20 protein-coding genes are annotated in these 19942 nt (G+C 36.7%); 7 read left to right on the plus strand and 13 right to left on the minus strand.

Annotated features, from left to right (window positions below):
- Positions 1-2: 2 nt before the first annotated feature.
- The 5 genes from AEQU1_RS01570 to AEQU1_RS01590 all read right to left on the minus strand — a co-directional run bounded on the left by AEQU1_RS01570 (position 3) and on the right by AEQU1_RS01590 (position 4042).
- Positions 3-944, minus strand: a complete 942-nt coding sequence (locus tag AEQU1_RS01570; RefSeq protein ID WP_111878247.1) for a YeiH family protein — start codon at positions 942-944, stop codon at positions 3-5.
- A complete protein-coding gene (locus AEQU1_RS01575; RefSeq protein WP_111878248.1) occupies positions 941-2077 on the minus strand; it encodes a mechanosensitive ion channel family protein in 1137 nt (378 codons plus the stop codon). Before AEQU1_RS01575 ends, AEQU1_RS01570 begins: the two co-directional genes overlap by 4 nt.
- A gap of 259 nt (positions 2078-2336) precedes the next feature.
- Positions 2337-2753, minus strand: a complete 417-nt coding sequence (locus AEQU1_RS01580; RefSeq protein WP_111878250.1) for a DUF2141 domain-containing protein — start codon at positions 2751-2753, stop codon at positions 2337-2339.
- 30 nt (positions 2754-2783) lie between these two features.
- The gene (locus AEQU1_RS01585) at positions 2784-3107 is read right to left on the minus strand and encodes an META domain-containing protein (protein ID WP_309300245.1); all 324 of its coding nucleotides are present in this window, start codon (positions 3105-3107) and stop codon (positions 2784-2786) included.
- A 308-nt stretch (positions 3108-3415) separates the two neighbouring features.
- A complete protein-coding gene (locus AEQU1_RS01590; protein WP_258455081.1) occupies positions 3416-4042 on the minus strand; it encodes a potassium transporter TrkA in 627 nt (208 codons plus the stop codon).
- A 233-nt stretch (positions 4043-4275) separates the two neighbouring features.
- On the opposite strand from AEQU1_RS01590, the gene AEQU1_RS01595 reads away from it, so the two are divergent.
- Entirely contained in the window at positions 4276-5844 is a 1569-nt protein-coding gene (locus AEQU1_RS01595; protein WP_111878253.1) for a serine hydrolase, read from the plus strand.
- Positions 5845-5935: 91 nt separating this feature from the next.
- Entirely contained in the window at positions 5936-6385 is a 450-nt protein-coding gene (locus AEQU1_RS01600; RefSeq protein WP_111879022.1) for a Na(+)-translocating NADH-quinone reductase subunit F, read from the plus strand.
- Positions 6386-6451: 66 nt separating this feature from the next.
- On the opposite strand, the gene AEQU1_RS01605 is transcribed toward AEQU1_RS01600, so the two are convergent.
- The 3 genes from AEQU1_RS01605 to AEQU1_RS01615 form a co-directional block, all read right to left on the minus strand.
- Entirely contained in the window at positions 6452-6952 is a 501-nt protein-coding gene (locus tag AEQU1_RS01605; protein ID WP_111878254.1) for a pyridoxamine 5'-phosphate oxidase family protein, read from the minus strand.
- Positions 6953-7078: 126 nt separating this feature from the next.
- Entirely contained in the window at positions 7079-8359 is a 1281-nt protein-coding gene (locus AEQU1_RS01610; protein ID WP_111878256.1) for a sorbosone dehydrogenase family protein, read from the minus strand.
- A 33-nt stretch (positions 8360-8392) separates the two neighbouring features.
- Positions 8393-9787 carry an NAD-dependent succinate-semialdehyde dehydrogenase gene (locus tag AEQU1_RS01615; RefSeq protein ID WP_111878257.1) on the minus strand — a complete coding sequence of 465 codons (1395 nt, stop codon included), beginning with the start codon at positions 9785-9787 and terminating at the stop codon, positions 8393-8395.
- 126 nt (positions 9788-9913) lie between these two features.
- Here AEQU1_RS01615 and AEQU1_RS01620 point away from each other — a divergent pair, with 126 nt between their 5' ends.
- Positions 9914-10492 carry a GNAT family N-acetyltransferase gene (locus AEQU1_RS01620; RefSeq protein ID WP_181566683.1) on the plus strand — a complete coding sequence of 193 codons (579 nt, stop codon included), beginning with the start codon at positions 9914-9916 and terminating at the stop codon, positions 10490-10492.
- A gap of 14 nt (positions 10493-10506) precedes the next feature.
- Here AEQU1_RS01620 and recO read toward each other — a convergent pair whose 3' ends face one another.
- The 3 genes from recO to gdhA form a co-directional block, all read right to left on the minus strand.
- Positions 10507-11226 carry a DNA repair protein RecO gene (recO, locus tag AEQU1_RS01625; protein WP_111878260.1) on the minus strand — a complete coding sequence of 240 codons (720 nt, stop codon included), beginning with the start codon at positions 11224-11226 and terminating at the stop codon, positions 10507-10509.
- Positions 11226-13532, minus strand: coding sequence for a two-component regulator propeller domain-containing protein (locus AEQU1_RS01630; protein WP_111878262.1), 2307 nt, complete (start codon positions 13530-13532; stop codon positions 11226-11228). The genes recO and AEQU1_RS01630 overlap by 1 nt, the downstream gene beginning before the upstream one ends.
- Before the next feature lie 136 nt (positions 13533-13668).
- Positions 13669-15012, minus strand: coding sequence for an NADP-specific glutamate dehydrogenase (gene gdhA / locus AEQU1_RS01635; RefSeq protein ID WP_111878264.1), 1344 nt, complete (start codon positions 15010-15012; stop codon positions 13669-13671).
- Positions 15013-15270: 258 nt separating this feature from the next.
- On the opposite strand from gdhA, the gene AEQU1_RS01640 reads away from it, so the two are divergent.
- Positions 15271-16071, plus strand: coding sequence for a THC0290_0291 family protein (locus AEQU1_RS01640; protein WP_111878265.1), 801 nt, complete (start codon positions 15271-15273; stop codon positions 16069-16071).
- A gap of 74 nt (positions 16072-16145) precedes the next feature.
- Here AEQU1_RS01640 and AEQU1_RS01645 read toward each other — a convergent pair whose 3' ends face one another.
- Positions 16146-17288 carry a cystathionine gamma-synthase gene (locus tag AEQU1_RS01645; RefSeq protein WP_111878267.1) on the minus strand — a complete coding sequence of 381 codons (1143 nt, stop codon included), beginning with the start codon at positions 17286-17288 and terminating at the stop codon, positions 16146-16148.
- 159 nt (positions 17289-17447) lie between these two features.
- Between AEQU1_RS01645 and AEQU1_RS01650 the strand changes: the two genes are divergently transcribed.
- From AEQU1_RS01650 to AEQU1_RS01660, 3 genes are read left to right on the plus strand one after another with little or no spacing between them, the layout of a single operon-like run.
- Entirely contained in the window at positions 17448-18206 is a 759-nt protein-coding gene (locus AEQU1_RS01650; protein ID WP_111878269.1) for a DUF3298 and DUF4163 domain-containing protein, read from the plus strand.
- 9 nt (positions 18207-18215) lie between these two features.
- Positions 18216-18572, plus strand: a complete 357-nt coding sequence (locus AEQU1_RS01655; RefSeq protein WP_111878270.1) for an arsenate reductase family protein — start codon at positions 18216-18218, stop codon at positions 18570-18572.
- Positions 18569-19471, plus strand: coding sequence for a DMT family transporter (locus AEQU1_RS01660; protein ID WP_111878272.1), 903 nt, complete (start codon positions 18569-18571; stop codon positions 19469-19471). The genes AEQU1_RS01655 and AEQU1_RS01660 overlap by 4 nt, the downstream gene beginning before the upstream one ends.
- Here the strand turns inward: AEQU1_RS01660 and AEQU1_RS01665 are convergent.
- A complete protein-coding gene (locus AEQU1_RS01665) occupies positions 19468-19941 on the minus strand; it encodes a thioesterase family protein (RefSeq protein WP_111878273.1) in 474 nt (157 codons plus the stop codon). The two genes, AEQU1_RS01660 and AEQU1_RS01665, sit on opposite strands and share 4 nt — an antisense overlap.
- Position 19942 lies beyond the last annotated feature (1 nt).

Consider the following 19942-nt stretch of genomic DNA (forward strand, 5'->3'; position numbering starts at 1 on the left):
TATTATAATGCCATAATTACCAAAAGTGAACTCACTGAAATAAATATCCACAATAAAAAACCAAGGATCATTGGTTTCCAACCGGCAGATTTTATTTTTTCAATTGAAAGTCCGGCGCCTATTAAAAAGAGGGTAAGTACCAATAATGATTTCGAAATACTTGTAATTCCATGGGTCAAAAATTCAGGGATTGGCATGTAGCTATTCAGAATAATCGCCAATATAAAAAGAAAGATGAAATAGGGAACTTTTACGCTTTTACCTTTTCCTTTAAATAAGAATACAGAAAGAATTGAAAGTGGAATGATCCAAAGCGCACGTGCAAGTTTCACAGTTGTTGCTACTTTTAAGGCTTCTTCTCCAAACGTATAAGCCGCCCCAACAACAGAACTTGTATCGTGAATTGCAATAGCACACCAAAGCCCAAACTGATGTTGGCTCAATCCGAACAAATGGCCTAAGGGTGGAAAAATAATCAGTGCGATGGAATTCAACAAAAAGATTACGCCAAGGGAAATTGATATATCTTTTTCGGAAGCATTTATAACTGGAGCGACTGCTGCAATAGCACTACCGCCACAAATGGCTGTTCCGGAAGAAATAAGATGGCTACTTTTTCGATTCATTTTTAAAAGTCTTCCCAAAAAATAGCCAAGAATCAAAGTGATAGAAATTGAAAAAATGGTAAGCAGAAAACCGTCTTTCCCTGCGGCCAAGGTTTCTTTTAAATTCATTCCAAAACCTAATCCAACAACTGCTATTTTTAGTAACCAGTTTACTGCTTTGCTGTTCAATGTTATAAATGGATTTCCTAAAAAATAGGAAAATAAAAATCCACCCACCAAAGCTACGGGGCTACTTACATAACCCAAAATGCAAAACACCATACAAAGTATATATAGTACTTTTACTAGCGTTTCATTCCTTATTGCCCACTCCTTCATTCTTTATTATTCTCTTCTTTTTCATAATCTCTCTTATCATTTTCACTCTCCGCTTTACTGTTTTTGAAAACTACAGTTCGGTATGGAAAGGGTATTTCGATTCCTTCACTGTCAAAACGTTTTTTGATGCTTTCCAGCAAATCACAACGCATGTCAAAAGCATCCGAAAAATTTTGGGCCCACGCCCAAGCACGAATTGTGACGGAAGAATCATTTAAGGAGGTGAGCGCCGTACGAACAATCGGATTGCCATTTAATATGTCCGTTGCGGAACGGTTATCTAAAATATTCGGATGTTTTTCGCATTCTTCTTTCATGATTTTTTTGGCAAGATCTATATCGCTGTCATAAGATATTCCAATTTCTATGCGTTCGCAGATTTTAAGTTCACCCAAATCATAATTAATAAGTTTCTCTTTGTTAATGATAGCATTGGGGATGACAATCATTTTATTTTCAAAATTCCGGATTACTGTATGCCTAAGTGTGATATCTACAACGGTTCCAACCATATTATCAGTTACTTTAATTACATCGCCAATCTTGAAAGGTTTGAAAGAAATTATAAACACACCGCCCACTAAATTTGAAAGCGCTTCCTGTGAAGCAACCCCAGCAATAAGGGCAATGACTCCCGCCCCTCCGAGAGCGGTTTGCGCTACACCTTTTAAGGAAGGAAAAGCCAAAAGCGCAAAAAGAACACCCGTTATGTAAATTCCAATAACGGCCATATAACGCAAAAACTTGAAGCTAGTAGGGTCTTCCGCATTTTCAACTTTTCTTCGAATGCTTACGCGGAACCATATATTTGCAGAAGCCGCCGCCACAATGGTTAGAACGGACACAACCCCTAAATAAAGTATTATTTGGAAATTGTGCCTAAGCGCACTAGATCTTTCTTCATTTACAAAAAGAAAACTCAAGGCTATAAAACCTAAAACAAGCCACAGCGCATTCAAGATTCGTCTTACCCAATTTATAGCCTTCGGCTTTACGTCTGGATATTTTTTAATTTCTTGCTTAAGCAGCCATTTGTGAAGCACATTAGTAAGCAAACTGAGCACAATCACAAACCCGATAATAATCAAGCTATTAATAATTTGCGACTTATACTCTTGAAAAAACTCTAACATAGACCTAAAAAATTAGTAGTGTTTCTATTTAAATTATCCAACAATTAACTTGACGTTTGTTTCATTTCTTCTTTCTCTGGATTAAATAAATTTTCTACAAGATAAACATTCCGCCATTTACATATCATCTACATATATTCAATAAATAGAAAAATAGAAAACCGTTTCCAAAGTTTATGGATTTGTGGTTAATTCATAAAAACCAAGTGTGTAGCTAAAAAAAGTTAGTGATAAAACTGAATAAAGCGAAGACTAAATTTTAATTTTTTAATACAATCTTCAAAGAATGATTTGATTTTATAGCAAATTGACAATCCTCAAAAGTTGGTGCGGAAAACTTAGGGCGAAAGTTGTTTGAAAATCCATAGGGTTCTGTGGGAATACCCAAAAAATTACGATTGCATTTTCCATCAGCATTTTCGTCGTGATACATTGAAATAGCATAGGTACCCTTGGGTAAATTTTTAATTACCACCGTTTCTGAGTCTGCTTGAACTTTAACCGAGATCGTTTTAAAAGCCTGTCCTTCTTCCAAAAAACGTTCATTGTTATTAAAAAGTCCTATTTCCAGAGTTCCTTGTATATTTTCAATATTGGTAATATTAATAGTCAAGTTATTAGTTTCATTTGAAGGGCTTCCAAAAAGAAGGTAAAAAAATAATACGAGGTAGTTCACGGTTTGAAAATTAAGTTAAAAATGATTTTATTAATTGAAATAAATAGCTTCAAAAACTGCCAATGGTGAGCTGTGGGCAATATTCAGCGAAAAAACATCTTCAGTGATACTATGGTTACTAGCTAATTCAAAATCTTTCAAATATTCTGATTCATTAACATTCAGGTTTGGGCAGGCTATTCTTGCGGTAGCCATCTGCGAAAAATGAATTCTATTCCGTTCTTCCAACGTATAGGTTCTCGAAAATGTGTTGCAACCCGCAACCCCTATTACCCGATTTTCATGGTTTTTCAATGTAAAATAAATTTCTCTTTCTTGGTTTTCAGACATTTTCAGGTGTTGATCTCCCAAAATTTTAAGCTTCCACTATTTTTCGGTGATTGGGTTTTTAACTACTGAACTATTATTATTTTATGTCGCCGCAAGCTTGAGTTATGAATAGTGCTAAAGTAATAAAGATAGTTTCAGTTTCATAGTTTATCTTTCTAAGAATTATTTAGGAAGCATTACCTAAACCTCTTTAGACTTGATACGTTCCGTTTCTTGTTTTTCGATTCTTTCTTCCTCTTTTTCAACAAATTGTTTATGTGCTAAGGAAGCCACAAAATCCTTTTTTCTGGAATAGAGATTTTTTATTACCTCTGCCTTTCCGTATATGGTAATTAAATCACCGGGAAGTATCTGAAAACTGCCAGTAGGGGCGAACCAATATAATCGCAATCGGCACGGTCTATTCCCAAAATTGTAATGCCTTCGTGGCGTAAATCGAGTTCTTTTAATGTTTTGTTAGCCATCCAGTTATTCATTTCGACCTTTTTTTCGCTGATTTTATAGTGATCCTTCAAGTGTAGTACGGCCGCATAATCCTGAATTTCTAAATCTGTGTATTTTTTTAGCATCCTATTTATAAGTTTGGAGAGGCCACGGTCAACCCATTTACTATTTACCGCCCACCAAACTAAGCTCAAACCAATAACTACAATAACCAAACCATACAGTTTAGAAGATAAAGTATCTGGTAATACAAAAGTTAAAATTAACGAAGACATTACAGTTACAATACCTGCATTACCTATTAACATGAGATTAAATACAATTTTACGACGTACGGGATGGTTCATTATTTTTTCGGACTCTGCGGTGGTAAAACCAGCACCTGTATAGGCTGAACGCGCTTGAAATCGAGCACTTTGGGTAGATAGACCGGTATGTATTAACGCGATAGTGGCAATTTTTGTAATTAACGCAGAAAGGGCTACTACTAAAAATAATGTTATGGCTGCTATCATATATTCTCAAAATTAAGAAGAAATAGGTCGTTGTATCTCTTATTTATTAAAATATTATAGTTTTTAAGAAACAATATTGGGGGAGAAATGAACTACTTGTGATCCAAACATATTTTTAAAATCGACTATGTAATGGTTTTTTGAATACTTTTGAAATCATATCACAGAAAATTTTTAACTTGATTTCTTTATCAAAGCTGGTATCTTTATGTCCAGCAATTTAAATTCTTTATATGAAAACTCTTTCCTTGAAAATTCTTGCGTTAAGCTCCCTGTTTTTATTTTTCAATTCCATCGTAAATGCACAGGCTTTGAGTGGTTCGGAGATTGACAGTATTGTTCAAAAAACAATGAAAACCTTTGATGTTCCCGGAATGGCGGTAGCAGTTTTGAAAGATGGCAAGATTTATCATAAAAATACTTACGGCGTTCGTTCGCTAAAAACTAAAGCCGAAGTAAACGAAAACACACTTTTTGGCGTAGCTTCAAACACCAAAGCTTTTACGACGGCTGCTCTCGGACAACTTATAGACCAAGGAAAACTTACTTGGGACACAAAAGTAACAGACATCATTCCAGAATTTAAACTGAATGACTCCTACGTTACCAATGAATTTACAGTACGCGATCTTATTACGCATCGCAGCGGACTTGGTCTTGGAGCTGGCGACTTGATGGTTTTTCCAGCAGGAAACACAACTACCAAAGCCGAAATGATTCACAATCTCCGTTATTTAAAACCAGTTTCTTCTTTCCGAAGCAAGTTTGATTATGACAACTTGCTTTACATTGTTGCCGGTGAAGTTATTGCAAGAGTTTCGGGAAAAGACTTTGACGATTATATTTCAGAAAACTTCTTTAAGCCTTTGGAAATGAACCGTTCCTTGCTTTCCATTACTAAAATAAAAGCAGATGATAACAGAATTGATGGACATGCTCCAGTAAATGGAAAACTGGAATTAACAGCCGATACTTTCACCCAAATCGCAACACCTGCTGGCGGAATTTTCGCTTCAATAAACGATATGAGCACTTGGGTACAAGCACAATTAAATGATGGAAAATACGGCGAAAAATTACAGGACAGTCTTTTCAGCAGTAAAGTACATAACGAAATGTGGACGCCCCAAACCATTTTAAGAAGTGGAAAAGGTCCATACAACACACACTTTTCAGCTTATGGTCTTGGTTGGTTTTTAAGTGATGTGAACGGTTATTTTCAGGTTACCCACACGGGAGGATTAAACGGAATTGTTAGTCAAGTTACCCTTATTCCAGAAATGGATTTGGGGATTATCGTGCTTACAAATCAACAAAGTGGGGCGGCGTTTACGGCAATTACTAATTCAATAAAGGATGGGTATTTTGGCATAAAAGGCGAAGACAGGATTAAACAATACAATGACCGACGTTTGGTAGGCGAAAAAGAGGAAGACAGCATTGTTTCATCAGTGGAAAAAGACATTGCGGCACAGCTGAAAAGCAAAACTCCAAAACCCAATCCGGCAGATTATTTAGGAACTTATAAAGATGTTTGGTTCGGCAAAGTTGCCATTAGCAACCCAAACGGAAGTCTTCATTTTAAAGCGGAAAAATCTCCCGACTTAACTGGAACAATGACTTTTTATAAAGGAACAACGTATGTGGTTCGTTGGAATGACACTTCTCTGAAAGCAGATGCTTTTGTAAATTTCAATTTGAATACAGAAGGCAAAGCGGAAAGTTTCACGATGAGTCCAATTTCGCCATTGACTGATTTTAGTTATGATTTTCAAGATTTGGAGTTTCGGAAAGTAAAATAAGAACGACGAACAAAAAGCTTCTTAAAAAAACGATAATTGCTTTGAATATTTTCGGTATTTGTTTAATTTCATAGTGATTAAAAAAATTATTATGAAAACTTCAGAAAGATTGGATGCAGCTTTGACCAAACTATATACTGCCTTTCATAACAAAACATTAAATCCTGAGTGCTGCAACCATTGTGCGGTGGGGAATATATGTAATAATACCGATAGCTGGAAACACCTCAGCGACAATCACGGTTCGCTGCAATTGAACTATGTTGGTCTTTTTCACGAAAATTTGGGGCGTAAATTTCAAGGTTATACACCTTTGGAACTTCTGAAAATTGAAACTGAATTTTTAAAAGGCTGTGGCTATATTCTTCCTTTGAATCACAAAAATCCCAAGCCAAAAAACCCTACTTCCCAAGAAACACTATTCAACGGATTGTGTGCCACAGTTGAATTTTTGTGTTCTCTTGATGGAATAAAAAATGTAATGGATTATTATCCAATATTTCAAAAGGAGCCAAAAGCCCTTGAATTGGAAACTGTTTAATAAAAAAAACCTCCCCTATCAGCTTTGCCAATAGAAGAGGTTTCATAACAATTTTTCTTTTTTCAATTATACTTTTAAATCTCCGTGCTCACCCAAATCTGGTTCGTTTCCGGTTATTGCGCCTTGAGCCATTTTTAATAACGAAATCACTTTTCCGTTTTTGGTATCCCAATAATGTGCATCATTAGGTTGAACTTTAATAGCAGTAATATTTGGGTCGTCAACACCATCAAACCAAGCGTCATCACCGCTTCCGTAAAGTTCCTTAATTCTGTTTCGATCTGTGCTGATGGATGCATGTCCATAAATGCTTAGAAATTCAAAGTTTCCTTTGTCGGCATAAATCAATTGCGTTTTGTTTTCTCTTTCAATGTTTTTATTGTGCTCGCTGTTTTTGTTACTGAGAAACCAAATGTTTCCACTATCATCCACTTCTTTCGTGCTCATTGGCACTACGTGAAAAGGTTGACTCTTCAGATTTGTTGCCATCATTGTAAAGTCAATGGACTCTGCCATTTCCTTAATTTTTTTTCTTGCTTCTTCGTTACTAAGATTTTTTGTGCTCATAGTTTTTTTATTTTGAAGGTACTAAACTATCAGCTTGTGGACTTTTAAGGAAATCATAAAGTTTATTAATTTCAGAAAAAGAGTGAACAAAATACGCTTTCGATACAAATTGCACGTTTTGAAAACCTACTTTCCAGTGTAGGCAACTCTCCAAATATGACCGGTTGTATCATCCGTTATCAACATAGCACCATCTGGCATTACTACTGCCCCTACTGGTCTTCCTCGTACTTCATCTTTTTTTGGATCAACAATGAAACCTGTGAGAAAATCTTGGGATTTACCAGCTGGTTTTCCGTTTTCAAAAGGAATAAAAACTACGCGGTAACCAGAAAGTATATCTCGATTCCAAGAACCGTGCTGTACCACAAAAGCTCCATTTTTGTATTTCTTCGGAAAAGTATTTTCCGTGTAAAAAACCAATCCCAAAGAAGCAGTGTGCGAACCCAAAGAAAAATCTGGCTCAATTGCCTTCCGCAATCGAACGTAAGGCGGAATAGGAACACGCGGATCGTAATTACTGCCCCAATAAGTATAGGGCCAACCGTAATAGCCACCTTCCTTTACCGAAGTTAAATAGTCTGGCGCCAAATTATCGCCCAAACCATCACGCTCGTTCACAGAGGTCCAAAGTGTTTTTGTGATTGGTTCCCAGTCCATTCCCACAGGATTTCTAAGTCCAGAGGCATAAACTTCTAAATCACTACCATCGGGATTCATCACTAAAATATTGGCACGCATCACTTCGTTTTCCATTCCTTTTTCACCAATATTATCGCCGCTGCCCACGGCAATATATATTTTGGAATTATCAGCATTTGCAATAATGTTCCGGGACCAATGTCGGTTTACTTTTCCTGCGGGAAGATCGGCAACCTTTTCTCCTACTTCATTAATTTTTGTTTGCCCATTTTTGTATGGGTAGCGCAACACAGCATCCGTATTTGCAACATACAACCAATCTCCAATGATAAGCATTCCGAAAGGCTGATTAAGGCCTTCTTTTTTGGTGAGCAAAGTTTCTCGCAAATCCGGTACTCCGTCATTATTTGTATCACGGAGCAAAGTAATAACATCTGCACTGTGCTTCAAATTGTTGGAGCCACCCGCACCAATAATAGTAGCTCCAATTTGCTTAAGAATACTGTAGTTGCTATTACTTTCAGCTACCAAAATATCGCCATTTGGCGTAACATACATCCAACGCGGATTTTCAAACCCATCAGCGTATTTTGTTACTGTAAATCCCTCTGGAGCTTTAGGCGTTTCAGCGTCTTTCCAACCAATTACATTGGAATAATTTGAAACCGATTTTGTTTCAAAGGGCTCAGGCAATTCTTTTGAATCTTTAACTTGTGCGAAAAGTGAAAGCGGAAAAGCAATTAAAAACAGAAAATATATTTTCATTATTGATAATTAGATGTTTCAGAAAAATATTGATTAGCCTTTAAGACGCATAATAGCTTTTGTATTTACGAATTCCTTCATTCCAAAGCCACCATGCTCACGACCATAACCAGAATCTTTCACTCCGCCAAAAGGCATGTTTGGTTGCGCAAGACCAAAGCTATTTATAAAGACCATTCCCGTATCAAAATGTTTGCTGGCCAGTTCCATTGCTTTTTCTTCATCTTTTGAAAAAATTCCACCACCAAGGCCGTATTTACTATCGTTGGCAATTCGCATAGCATCCTCAGTATCCTTCGCTTTAATCAATGATGCAACTGGTCCAAAAAGTTCATCATCATAAGCAGGCTGACCTGGTTTTACATTTTCAAGAACGGTTGCTGGATAGAAAAAACCTTTCCCTTTCGGCATTTCGCCACCACACAGAATTTTTGCGCCTTTCTTCACACTTTTTTCCACCTGCTCGTGAAGTGTTTCGCGAAGATCTTCACGCGCCATCGGACCAATTTTTGAATCTTTATCCGTTGGGTCACCATGTTTCATTTTCTTCATCTGTTCTACAAACGCTTCTTTAAATGCATCGTAAACTTTATCAACCACCACAAAACGTTTTGCCGCAACGCAGGTTTCTCCATTGTTGTAAGTTCTTCCTTGCACGCACATTTTAACGGCTAGATTTAAATCTGCATCTTCCAAAACAATGTATGCGTCATTGCTTCCCAACTCCATAACGGTTTTCTTTAACGCAGCTCCAGATTTTTTTGCAATATCTCTTCCTGCTCCAGGGCTTCCGGTAAGGGTAACACCGCGCACCAATTTGTGCTTTATAATTTCATCGCTCTGTTTGTGTGATATTTTAAGTACGGTAAAAAGGTTTTTAGGAAGTCCTGCCTTTTCATATATTTTTTTTAGCATTAAAGCTGAACCCGTAACGTTTTCAGCGTGTTTTAGAAGAATCCCATTTCCCGCCATTAAGTTGGCAATGGAATAACGAATTACTTGATATACAGGGAAATTCCATGGTTGAATACCATAAATTACCCCTGTTGGAGAATAAGTGACCAATCCCTTTCCTCCACCGGGGAGTTCGCGTTCTTCGTCTTTTAAACTCTCTGGTCCGTTTGTTGCCGTCCAATCACAGATTCCTGCACAAAGATCAATTTCCTGTTTGCTCTGTTTTAGCAATTTTCCCATTTCATCGGTCATCAATTTTGAAAGTTCATCAGAATTTTCCTTTAGCTCCTTTCCAATTGCTTTAATTATTTTGGCTCTTTCTTTAGATGAAACCATGCGCCAGTCCATAAAAGCTTTATGACATTTTTCCACGGCTTCATCAGCCTCTTTATCTGTCATAATTGGGTATTTTTTAATCTCTTTTCCTGTAGTTGGATTAATTGTAACTAGTTCTGTTTTTTCTTCTTTTTGCATAATATTATTCTTTTAAAGGAAATATATTATTTTACAACAAGAGTCTGTCTTAAAAAACTGTTATACTTTTAAAGAGTAAAATTGGAGATGCTTCCAAAACATTTCTCTTTTCATAAATTTATAATTATGAAACCCGATGTAATTAGAAATATTCGTACCGCCCGTCCTGAAGATTTTAAGCAAGTTGCTCCACTCATTGTACAGGCGATGGAAGACTTGGCGTGTACATTTGCAAATACAAAGGATCCTCAAAAAACGTTTCCACTGTTTGAATATTTTTTTCAGCAGCGTGCCAATCAGTACAGTTTTGAAAACACATTAGTCTATGAGGAGAATGGAAAAATTGCAGGCTCAATAATAGCGTATGATGGAGCTTTGCTTTCCACTTATCGTGAACCCTTTTTAGAATATATAGCAATTAATTACAACGTAAAGAATCTGGTAATTGAAGACGAAACCTTAAAAGGTGAACTCTATATAGATACCTTGAGCGTTTACCCAAAACATCAGGGAAAAGGAATTGGCAGTAAGCTTTTAGGTGCCATTAAAGAGCGTGCTCAAAAAGAAGGTCACCGAAAACTGGGGTTGTTAGTAGATTTAAAAAACCCCAGCGCCAAAAAATTATATTCGGCGTTGGGGTTTGAGACGATCGGTAAAAAACAACTTGGTAATAGTGTTTACGAGCATTTGCAACTTAATCTTTAACCTTCCTTATTGATTTAAGAAAATAATTGGTTTAGCACCGCAAGTGATTTTGGTTTTTGATAACCTTGTACGTGAAAACTGTAATAAGATAACACCAGTTCCAACAGGTTTTGGCGTTCGTTTTTTGAAAGTTTTATTTTGTTTATAAATTCAAAATCTACTGTGAAGAAATTTTTAAAATTTTCTATTTGCTGGCCTTCTAAACAATAGTTATTTGTATTTACAGCTTGAAAGTTCCCCTCCATTATATTGAAATATTTGGCTTCGATATTTGTGGCATCGGGATAAAAACCCAGATACATACTTAACTGCAATAAGAAAAAAATATGAAAATTGGCGACCTCATCATTTTGATCTAGCCACAATAAAGAGTTTTCCAAAAAACCGTAAAGCTCCGTATTGGCTTCTTCCTCGCGGATACAGTTTCTTAGCATTTCAGACAAAAACATAACTAATCCAGATTTTATTATATCTGTATGAAGTGTTTGGTAAGGTTGAAAAACTTTAGCTTCCTTGATATATTCAAGAGTGCCCTTATTTTTATGTTCTGCAATTATTTCTAGTTGAGTGAGGGGTTGAAAATAGGAGGCTTTTAGTTTGCCTTTCTTTGATTTTAGAATATTGCGCAATAAATAGCTTTTAATTCCTGCAACTTCTGTAAAACAACTTACAATAAGGTCTGCTTCGGAATATTTTATTGCTGAAAACACAATGGCTTTGGTAGCAACAACCATCAGCGGATGATCATAATTTTAGAAACTTTGGTTTCCGCATTATCTTCTGTGGTTACGAGAACTAAGTAAACCCCTGAGCGAACTTTATACCTTCCAAAAGCTGTGGTATCCCACAGTACGCTACCTCCTTCAGAAGTTTCTTCAAAAACAAGATTTCCAGTAATATCAGTTATTTTTACATTGGCCTGAGACGTAAGCCCATCAATAGTAACATTGCCATTAAACCCAGGTCTTACAGGATTAGGAAACGCATGAACATTTTCAAGATTATCGCTTGGTGCAGTTGCGGTTCCTTTATAGGCTACTAGCCCCTGTGTTGTTGCAAAATAAACTACTCCTGTAAATGGATCTATGGCAATATCCTGAACGTTGTTGGTAGGTAATGGCGAATTATCTTTTGTGAACCTGAGCAATGTTTCTTGCCCATTTGGAGATAAGTAGAAAACACCAGAAGCTGATGTTGCAACCCATTTATTATTAGAGCCATCTACGGTAATATCGGTTATTGATTGTTCATATAAAAGTTCTTGTGGCACATTATCCTCAAGTATAATAATCGCTTGTGATTGTGGTGATGCTCCTTGTTCAAAAAAACTGCCGGGACTATATAACACTCTAAGCCCTCTTAAAGTTCCTATCCAAAGTCTATTTTGACTATCAAAAGCTAGAGCCCTCACATTATCCGTCGGCAAATTGCCCTCATTAGCCCCTATTTTATTGAATGTATCTGTAGTAGCATTATACCCTATTAATCCGTTGCCATATGTTCCGAAAAAAATATAATTTTCACGACTGAGCGCTAATTTAGTTAAAGCCAAATCAGCCACAGGATTAAATATAGCTGAAATGTCTGTTTTTTGAAACTGCCCACTAGGCGTCAATTTTATTAGTCCCTCATCCGTTTTACTTTGAAGGAACCAGAGATTTCCTTGGTTATCGAATTGCGAACCATATAGTCTAATACCGGCATCGCCCGTTCCTCCACCAGGCACAGGAATACTGATTCTATCTAAGGGGCTATTAGTTTCATCATAAAGTATTGTAGGAACTTCATCCACAATTTTCAACAATCCTTTTTGAAAAGAACTCATAAAGACTTCATTGGGAGCTTGGGGATTGATTGTTGCTTTTATCAAATCTGTTGGTTCGCCATTTACAGCTGTGCTCAAATCTTCGTAAGAAATGTTTGTCCAAAGGGTATCCTTAAGATGGCTTACCCCAAAACGAGAATAAGGGTTAGGGTCAAAATCTCTAGTTGTTTCCCCAAAAGTCACCCAAAGTTGTCCCGGCGTTGCATCAAGTGCAAATGGTTTGTTCCTAATAGGGCCATTGGGTAAAACTTGCGTAGCTTGCATAGTTCCAAAAGGAACAATTAAAAGTCCGTCTTCTACTGTACCTAAATAGAAATTGTTTTCGAAACTATAACCCGAAAGAAGATCAATATCATAATTGAGCACATTGTTTACTACTGCTTCCTGCACAAAACCTTCTGAATAAGCTTGAATAGAGTTTTTTGTAGTAATAGTCAATAGGTTATCCGCTAACCTAAATTTAAGTACTTCAGAACTAAAATTAGTTACTACACTAGTAATACCTTGTGGAGTAAAGCGTAAAATTGAGTTAGATAGATTTGAAGCGTATAATTCATTTCCCAATTTTTCAGCTGCTCTAAACCCACCCGTTATAATTGTTGTCCAGTTTTGGTAATCAATTAAATTGTCATCTGCCACAAATGCCCTTCGCATTCCATTAGAAGAACTGGCAGCAAAAATATAAGGTTCTTGCACGATGGTCTGCACAATGTCTATTTGGCTGCCTCCATCACCAATAAAATATGTGTCTCCAAACTCCAACGCTGCAAGATCATAAACTGATATGCCATATTGTGTGGAAATGTATACTTTCCCGTCATATTCGTTGAAATTATTGATGCGTTTTCTGTCTGGGGGAATAGTCTGTTTGTCAAGAATATCAACTACTTTCAGAATGTTTTCCTCTCCATTTTTTGCAATTTCTATCAGCCCATTTTCATAGCCAATTAGTAACAGTCCAAAAGCTTCACTGTAATGGATGCTGGAAATAAAATCTCCAGACAAACCATTAACAGTTGATAGGGTTTTGGTTACGTTTGTTGAAAGATCGTAAGTAAACACTGCATTTTCAGCCCCCACAAAAATTTTGTTGTCTCCCTGAGATATATCTTTAACAGAAACATAAGAGAAATGGCCCGTCCAGCTTTTTTCAAAATTCTGGGCGTTTGTCAGAAAAGGAACTATCAATAAGAAAGCAATGGCCCACCGCTTCATAGAGTAACTGGTTTTGTTTATTAACACGCTAAAATAGTATTTATTGCGGTATATGAATCAAAAAAGCCTTTCCATATCTTTTTATTTGAACAAAGATATTCAGAAAGGCTTTTGCTCTATTTTGGATTTGGAGTAATTATACCACCCCTTGCGCCAACATTGCTTCGGCTACTTTAACGAAACCTGCAATATTTGCACCTTTTACGTAATCTACATATCCATCACTATCTTTTCCGTATTGAACGCAGGCGGCGTGAATATCATTCATAATACCGTGAAGTTTTTCATCCACTTCGGCAGCAGTCCAACTTAAACGCAATGAGTTTTGGGACATTTCCAAACCAGAAGTTGCAACCCCACCGGCATTTGATGCTTTTCCAGGAGAGAATAAAATCTTTGCTTTTTGGAATGCTTCAATTGCTTCTGGCGTACAAGGCATATTAGCCCCTTCGCCTACACAAATACATCCGTTATTTAAAAGCATTTGTGCTTCTTCGCCATTAAGTTCGTTTTGGGTTGCACAAGGCAATGCAATATCACATTTTACCTCCCAAGGGCGTTTTCCGTCAACATATTTTGCGTTTGGATATTTCTTAGTGTATTCTGAAATTCGGCCGCGCTTTTCGTTTTTTAAATCCATTACGAACGCTAGTTTCTCTTCGTTGATGCCTTCCGAATCAAAAATATATCCAGCAGAATCTGAAAAAGTAACAACTTTTCCACCAAATTCAATTGCTTTTTCAGCAGCATATTGTGCAACGTTACCTGAACCAGAAACCACTACGGTTTTTCCTTTGAAACTTTCACCTTTAGTTGCTAGCATGTTTTTTGCAAAATAAACGTTTCCATATCCAGTAGCTTCTGGACGTATAAGAGAACCGCCATATGAACGACCTTTACCGGTAAGCACTCCCGTAAATTCATTACGGATACGCTTATATTGACCAAACATAAAACCAATCTCGCGGCCACCAACTCCAATATCTCCTGCTGGAACGTCAGTGTCTGGACCAATATGTCTTGAAAGTTCTGTCATAAAACTTTGACAGAAACGCATAATTTCAGCATCGCTTTTGCCTTTTGGTTCAAAGTTTGCTCCCCCTTTACCACCACCCATAGGGAGTGTGGTCAAGCTGTTTTTGAATGTTTGTTCAAATCCTAAAAACTTAAGAATACTAAGGTTTACGGAAGGGTGAAAACGCAAACCTCCTTTATAGGGTCCGATTGCTGAATTAAATTCAATTCTATATCCTTTGTTTACATGTATTTCACCTTTATCATCTGTCCACGGCACACGGAAAAGGATGGTGCGTTCAGGTTCCACCATTCTTTCCAACAATTTTTTGTTTGCATACTTTTCGTTCTCTTCAATAAACGGGATAACGGTTTCAGCAACTTCCGTTACTGCCTGCAGAAATTCAGGTTCATTGGGATTGAGTTTTTCAACTTCAAAAATGAAATCTTTTATACTTTGCTTCATTGTTTAAATTTTTATTTTACTTTTAGCGAATTCCGTTGATATCTGTTTGTTTAATAGCATTTTATCAAATTTCCTTTTTAAGGATTTAATAAAAAAAACTATTTTAAATAAACTATTCACATAAGGAAGGCACAAATATAAGCGTTATGATAAAAACTGTGCGTCAATTTTTTACAAATTAGCTAAATAGCATTATTAATTTCACTGTTAAACATGTTTTTATATATTTGCTATGTCTCAATCTAAACCCAAATTATAATGAATACCAGATTTTTGCTATTGGTATTTTTCTTGTTGGTATTTTCGAAACAAGAAGCTTACAGTCAATTTGGCTTTTCTCACGAAGTGGGTTTAATTACAGGTCCTGTTGTTTTCTATTCAGATTTTGGGCAACGTAACAACTTTGAAACAAATGGCAAGAACACAGGTTTTGGTATTGGGCTTATTCATTATCTCAACTTTTCCTATCGTGCGGACTGTAACTGTTATACCCGCGATAAATATTTCAATGACCACTTTAAAGTGCGTAATGAAATAGATTACCACAAAACAAGTTTAGCACATTATGGTCGTTGGGTAGATCCTGATCAAACTTCACTGTTTGCAGACCAGCTTCGTGCCATGAGTGGTTCGGTTAGCGTTTTTGAAATTGGTTCCCAACTTGAATATTTTCCGTTGAGCATCCGCGATTTTGCTGCAGGTGCTTATAAGATTGCACCTTTTATAAGCTTTGGTGTACACTATGTAAATTTTGATCCTGAAGTTGAATCATCTTTGGGTCCATTAAATAGTCCTATAACTACCCCCGATAAATATTTTAATTCCTTTCAACAGGATCCAGGTTCTACTTGGGCTGTTGTTGGTAGTGTCGGAATTCGTTATAAACTAACGCCTTTGAGCGATCTTATGCTGGATAGCCGTTGGGAGTATTATTTTTCTGATTATGTGGATGGACTTAGCCCAAGCCTTGATAACAACGGAACAACACCAGTACCTGAAAACAAAGCCAATGAATGGATTTATTGGTTGAATATTGGCTATATTTATTATATCGATTAAAAAAATACTGCATTAAAAAAAGGGTCTGATTTTTTAAATTCAGACCCTTTTTATTTTCTATTAATAAATTTGAATTAACCTATTGCCTGCTCCAAATCTGCAATCAAATCGTCCACATCTTCAATACCTACAGAAAGACGGATCAACGAATCCACAATCCCGGTTTTTTCACGTTCCTCTTTTGGAATGCTTGCATGCGTCATACTAGCGGGATGCCCGGCGAGACTTTCAACACCGCCCAAGCTTTCCGCCAAGGTGAAGATTTTTAGATTTTCCACTATTTTTATGGCATCTTCATAATTGTTCCCTTCGGTTACAAATGAAATCATTCCGCCAAAATCCTTCATTTGATCCTTCGCAATTTTATGATTTGGATGACTTTCAAAACCGGGCCAATATACTTTTTCAATTTTCGGATGCTTTGCCAAATACTCTGCAACTACTTTCCCATTTTCACAATGGCGCTGCATCCGAATGTGAAGTGTTTTCAAACCTCTCAAAACAAGAAAACTGTCCTGTGGCCCACAAACTGCACCACTTGCGTTTTGGATAAAATAAAGTCTATCTGCAAGATTTTTATCTTTCACAACTAACGCACCCATCACCACATCACTATGTCCACCAAGATATTTTGTGGCGCTGTGCATCACTATATCTGCACCCATTTCCAATGGTTGTTGCAAATAGGGTGTTGCAAAAGTGTTGTCAACCGCAAGTAGAACTTTGTGTTTTTTTGCAATTAAAGCCGCCTGTTTAATGTCTATGATGTTCATCATTGGGTTGGTTGGAGTTTCCACCCAAATGAGTTTGGTTTTATCATTTACGTAATCTTCAATTTTATCGGCACTTTCCATCCCGATGAAATGAAACTTTATACCGAATCCTTCAAAAATCTTTGTGAACAAACGATAAGTTCCGCCGTAAAGATCATTGGTTGAAATTACTTCATCGCCGGGCTTCAAAAGTTTCATAACCGCATCAATTGCCGCAAGACCGCTTCCGAAGGCAAGACCAAACTCTCCATTTTCAATACTGGCGAAAGCGCGTTCTAAAGCAGCCCGCGTTGGGTTTCCACTTCTGGAATATTCAAAACCTTTATGGCCGCCGGGGGTAGTTTGTGAATAGGTTGAAGTTTGGTAGATTGGCGGCATTACAGAACCATAAGCTGGATCTATATTATGTTGGCCTCCATGTATTGTTTTCGTGTTGAATTTCATTTGAATACTATAAATTATAAAATGATAATGGAGCACTATTAAAACTATATTTTAGGTTTTAATATAACTTTCACAATACCTGATTTTAAAGTTATTACTTTTGAAATACAAATGTAAGAGTTTCATTTGTGATACCTAACTAGCTATTCCTTTTGACTTATGACTAACAAAATTACGGTCGTGGCTTTGATTGCGCTTATAAGCGTAGGCTGCAACCAAGAAAAAAATATTGAAATTTCTTCTGAAAGTTTTACTGAAAAGGAACTAAAGATTTGTAAAAATAGCAAGTGCCCCGAAGTAACTATCAATTATGTGGAAGTTTTTGGCGATGATGAAGTTTCAGAAAAAATAAACAACAAAATAAAAAACTTTATCTTCTCTTCCCTTTTGATGGGTGAAGATACTATCCCCACCGCCAAAACTATTCAAGAAGCTGCAACTGGTTTTATTGAAGCTTATAATGCAGATAAAGCCCAATTCACCGATATGGCTGGGGAATATTTCGCTGAAATCTCTGTGAATGAAATTTATTCTTCAAAAGAACACTTGTGTTTTGAAATGCGTCAATATCTTTTTACTGGAGGCGCACACGGTTATGGTACTACTTCATTTTTGAACATTGACCCCACAACGGGGGAAGAACTTACCTCAAAAAAACTTTTTAAAAACAATAAAGAATTCATCGCATTTGCTGAAAAGAAATTTAGATTGCAACAAAAAATAGCGAAAGAGCAATCCATTAATGATAACGGCTTTTGGTTTGAAAATGATAAATTCTATCTTCCCGAAAGCGTTGGTTTCACTCAGGACAGTCTTATTTTTGTTTATAACCAATACGATATCGCAAGTTATGCCGATGGACCAATTGAATTAAAAATAGACATAAAAGAAGCAGAGCCTTTCTTAAGTATTGATTAATTTTGGAGTATGCAAAAAGTATATTATTTATCAAGTTGTGATACCTGTAAACGAGTGATGGACGAAATAGAAATTCCTTCCTCATTCATAAAACAAGATATAAAAGTACAGGGCATCACTGAAGAAGAATTGGATGAACTTTTCAACCTCACTGATAGTTATGAGGAGCTTTTCAGCCGAAGAGCAAAGCTTTATCAAGAACGAAGTTTAAAAGATGAAAACCTTTTGGATGAAGATTATAAAGGCCTCATCTTGGAGCATTACACTTTTTTAAAGCGCCCCATAATAGTAAACAACGACAAAATTTTTATCGGCAGTAGCCCAAAGACTGTTGCGGCTGCTAAAAAATCTATTTATAGCAATTGACCAACCAACGCATTTTTGCGCTTTTGGCAGCAACTACTGCCAGCACTATTTATGGCATAAACCACACAATTGCCAAAGGGTTAATGCCAGATGTAATCAAGCCGTTTGGTTTTATATTACTTCGCGTTTCTGGTGCTGCAGTGATTTTTTGGATTTTAAGTCTTTTCTTCCCTTCAGAAAAAGTGGAACGCCGTGATTGGTTTCGATTTGTAATCTGTGCTTTTTTCGGAATGGTTTTGAATATGCTTGCCTTTTTTAAAGGTCTCAGCCTTTCCACCCCTATCAACAGTTCGGTTATTATCACAGTTTCACCAGTTTTATTATTAGTGCTTTCTGCCTTTATTTTAAAAGAGAGGATAACCTGGGTGAAAACACTAGGCATATTTTTAGGACTAGGCGGAGCGTTGGTTTTAATTCTCTTTGGATTGAAGGAACAGCCTAATGCTCCAAATATTCCTCTCGGAAACCTTCTCTTTATAATAAACGCAACCTCTTATTCTATTTACTTAATTTTAGTGAAACCGTTAGTGCCTAAATACAGTTCCATTACTTTAATGAAATTTCTCTTTCTGTTTGCTTTCCTAATAAATCTGCCAATTGGTATTTCAGAATTTACTGAAGTAGCCTGGGCCAGTCTTCCCTTCGAGGATCTTTGGAAACTAGGCTTTGTGGTTCTATGTACTACAGTTATGACTTATCTTCTAAATATTTACGCTCTGAAACAATTAAGTCCATCCACTATTGGCGCATTTATTTATTTGCAGCCCGTAATTGCGGTGATTTTTGCTGTAATAGTTGGCGCGGACAGCCTCACTACTTTACGAATAGGCGCCGCGGTTTTAATATTTTTGGGTGTTTACCTTTCCACGATAAAACGTGCCCGTAAATTTTCAAATTAAAGATCTATTGGCCGTTGGCTATACTTTCGGGTGTTTTCTTTAGTAAGAATTCTGAAGTCATCCGTCTTTTCCAATGAATCGAATTTATCATAAAACTCCTTCGGAAGGTCTACAAGTGTTCTTTTTTTCAAATCAATCCACCCTCCCATCATTTCACAACGAGCGCAGTTTTTTCCGTTTTCATCATAAAAATTATGAAGAAATTCAAAATACATTCCACCTTCCGATAAGCCCTTCAATTGAAGCGAAACAGTAACTGGTTTTCCAGGAAAAAATTCCTTGAAATAATACATATGCTCATAAAATGCCACCGGACCCAAATTATACTCTGATAAATGAAACTGATCCATCCCACATTCCATCAAAAAACTCATCCGGGTATGACTCATGTAGTCTATATAGGCGCTATTGCGCAAATGACGGTTGGCATCTACATCGCTCCAGCGTATTTCAAATTGTTTTGTATACATC

This window comes from Aequorivita sp. CIP111184, assembly GCF_900489465.1.
Lineage (GTDB): Bacteria > Bacteroidota > Bacteroidia > Flavobacteriales > Flavobacteriaceae > Aequorivita.

Excerpts from the sequence above, each read along its gene's own strand:
- AEQU1_RS01570 (WP_111878247.1), bottom strand. The coding sequence starts at position 944 with ATGAAGGAGTGGGCAATAAGGAATGAAACGCTAGTAAAAGTACTATAT.
- AEQU1_RS01575 (WP_111878248.1), bottom strand. The coding sequence starts at position 2,077 with ATGTTAGAGTTTTTTCAAGAGTATAAGTCGCAAATTATTAATAGCTTG.
- AEQU1_RS01590 (WP_258455081.1), bottom strand. The coding sequence starts at position 4,042 with ATGATAGCAGCCATAACATTATTTTTAGTAGTAGCCCTTTCTGCGTTA.
- AEQU1_RS01595 (WP_111878253.1), top strand. The coding sequence starts at position 4,276 with ATGAAAACTCTTTCCTTGAAAATTCTTGCGTTAAGCTCCCTGTTTTTA.
- AEQU1_RS01600 (WP_111879022.1), top strand. The coding sequence starts at position 5,936 with ATGAAAACTTCAGAAAGATTGGATGCAGCTTTGACCAAACTATATACT.
- AEQU1_RS01605 (WP_111878254.1), bottom strand. The coding sequence starts at position 6,952 with ATGAGCACAAAAAATCTTAGTAACGAAGAAGCAAGAAAAAAAATTAAG.
- AEQU1_RS01610 (WP_111878256.1), bottom strand. The coding sequence starts at position 8,359 with ATGAAAATATATTTTCTGTTTTTAATTGCTTTTCCGCTTTCACTTTTC.
- AEQU1_RS01615 (WP_111878257.1), bottom strand. The coding sequence starts at position 9,787 with ATGCAAAAAGAAGAAAAAACAGAACTAGTTACAATTAATCCAACTACA.
- AEQU1_RS01620 (WP_181566683.1), top strand. The coding sequence starts at position 9,914 with ATGAAACCCGATGTAATTAGAAATATTCGTACCGCCCGTCCTGAAGAT.
- recO (WP_111878260.1), bottom strand. The coding sequence starts at position 11,226 with ATGGTTGTTGCTACCAAAGCCATTGTGTTTTCAGCAATAAAATATTCC.
- AEQU1_RS01630 (WP_111878262.1), bottom strand. The coding sequence starts at position 13,532 with ATGAAGCGGTGGGCCATTGCTTTCTTATTGATAGTTCCTTTTCTGACA.
- gdhA (WP_111878264.1), bottom strand. The coding sequence starts at position 15,012 with ATGAAGCAAAGTATAAAAGATTTCATTTTTGAAGTTGAAAAACTCAAT.
- AEQU1_RS01640 (WP_111878265.1), top strand. The coding sequence starts at position 15,271 with ATGAATACCAGATTTTTGCTATTGGTATTTTTCTTGTTGGTATTTTCG.
- AEQU1_RS01645 (WP_111878267.1), bottom strand. The coding sequence starts at position 17,288 with ATGAAATTCAACACGAAAACAATACATGGAGGCCAACATAATATAGAT.
- AEQU1_RS01650 (WP_111878269.1), top strand. The coding sequence starts at position 17,448 with ATGACTAACAAAATTACGGTCGTGGCTTTGATTGCGCTTATAAGCGTA.
- AEQU1_RS01655 (WP_111878270.1), top strand. The coding sequence starts at position 18,216 with ATGCAAAAAGTATATTATTTATCAAGTTGTGATACCTGTAAACGAGTG.
- AEQU1_RS01665 (WP_111878273.1), bottom strand. The coding sequence starts at position 19,941 with ATGTATACAAAACAATTTGAAATACGCTGGAGCGATGTAGATGCCAAC.